This window comes from Nocardioides sp. P5_C9_2 (genome assembly GCF_054049555.1).
In genome coordinates this window covers 1-1,639 of sequence record NZ_JBFUMD010000655.1, presented here as the reverse complement: position 1 = coordinate 1,639, position 1,639 = coordinate 1, and the positions used below count along the sequence as shown (strand labels likewise).

Below are 1,639 nucleotides of genomic sequence, written 5' to 3'. Positions count from 1 at the left end.
CATCGACAGCGTGCTCGCGGCGCGGCGCATCAGCCGGGAGAACGTCGCCGGCTGACGGTCCACCGCCGGCGGGTGCTCCGCCGCGTCAGCGGGCGGGGATGAGCGCGCAGGTGATGCGCGCGGTGCAGACCCGCTTGCCCCGCTCGTCGGAGATCACGACCTCCCACGTCGCCATGCTGCGCCCGATGTGGGCCGGGGTGGCCACGCCGGTGACGGTGCCGGAGGTCGCCGATCGGTGGTGCGTGGCGCTGATGTCGACGCCGACGGCGATCCGGTCGGGCGCCGCCGCGATCGCCGAGCCGACCGATCCCAGGCTCTCGGCCAGCACGACCGACGCCCCGCCGTGGAGCAACCCGTAGGGCTGGGTGTTGCCCTCGACCGGCATCGTCGCCACGATCCGCTCGGGGCTGATCTCGATGATCTCGATGCCCATCTTCTCGTTGAGGGCTCCCATCCCGTCAGGCATCTGTGCCATCACGGCGTCGACGGGGGAGAGGGCCTGGTCGGTGCTGGGCTGCTCGCTCATGGGCGCCATTGTGGCCGACGCGTCCCACCACGTCGGGCAGGGCGTCGTACGACGGGCCACGGGGGAGTCCGGTGTCGGAGGCGACGGTTAGAGTCGCGACGTGTCGCAGACGAACTCCCGCCCCCGGCTCCTGCTCCTCGACGGTCACTCGCTGGCCTACCGCGCGTTCTTCGCCCTCCCGGTGGAGAACTTCGCGACCGCGACCGGGCAGCACACCAACGCCGTCTACGGCTTCACCTCGATGCTCGTCAACGTGCTGCGCGACGAGGTGCCCACCCACGTCGCGGTCGCGTTCGACAAGTCGCGGCAGACGTTCCGCCTCGAGGAGTACTCGGAGTACAAGGCCAAGCGCAACAAGACGCCCGGCGAGTTCAGCAGCCAGCTGCCGCTGATCAAGCGCGTCCTCGACACCCTGCACATCCCGCACCTCGAGCTGGACGGCTACGAGGCCGACGACATCATCGCGACGCTCGTGACCCAGGCGGTGGCGGAGGGGATGGAGGTGCTGATCCTCACGGGCGACCGTGACTCCATCCAGCTGGTCACCGAGACCTCGACGGTGCTCTACCCGATGCGTGGGGTCAGCGACCTCGCCCGCCTCACCCCCAGCTACGTCGAGGACAAGTACGGCGTGCCGCCGTACCGCTATCCCGAGCTCGCCGCCATCGTGGGGGAGACCTCCGACAACCTGCCCGGCGTCCCCGGGGTCGGGCAGGGCTACGCCGCCAAGTGGATCAACCAGTACGACGGTCTCGACAACGTCATCGCCCGCGCGGACGAGATCACCGGCAAGAAGGGCGAGGCCCTGCGCGAGCACCTCGGCGACGTGATCCGCAACCGTCGCCTCAACGCGCTGGTGCGTGACCTGACGCTGCCCGTGCGTCCCGGCGAGACCGTGCGCCAGCCCTGGGACCGCACGGCCGGCCTCGAGCTCCTCGACGAGCTGGAGTTCCGCGGCGAGCTGCGGACCCGACTGATCGACACCATCGACCCCGAGCCGGCCGGCGGCGAGGTCGCCGAGGCCGGGTTCGAGCTGGACGGCGAGCGGCTGACGACCGGCACCGTGGCGGCCTGGCTCGACGCCCACGTCATGGCGGGCGAGCGGGTCGGCGT

At 71.0% G+C, this 1,639-nt stretch carries 2 protein-coding genes; one reads left to right on the top strand and one right to left on the bottom strand.

Features of this window, described 5'->3' with window-relative positions; genetic code table 11:
• Positions 1–85 precede the first annotated feature (85 nt).
• On the bottom strand, positions 86–526 hold the full coding sequence (locus ACXJKL_RS20695) for a PaaI family thioesterase (protein ID WP_457208875.1): 441 nt from the start codon (positions 524–526) through the stop codon (positions 86–88).
• Positions 527–626: 100 nt separating this feature from the next.
• Between ACXJKL_RS20695 and ACXJKL_RS20690 the strand changes: the two genes are divergently transcribed.
• The coding region (locus ACXJKL_RS20690; protein ID WP_457208874.1) for a 5'-3' exonuclease at positions 627–1,639 on the top strand (1,013 nt) is incomplete at its 3' end.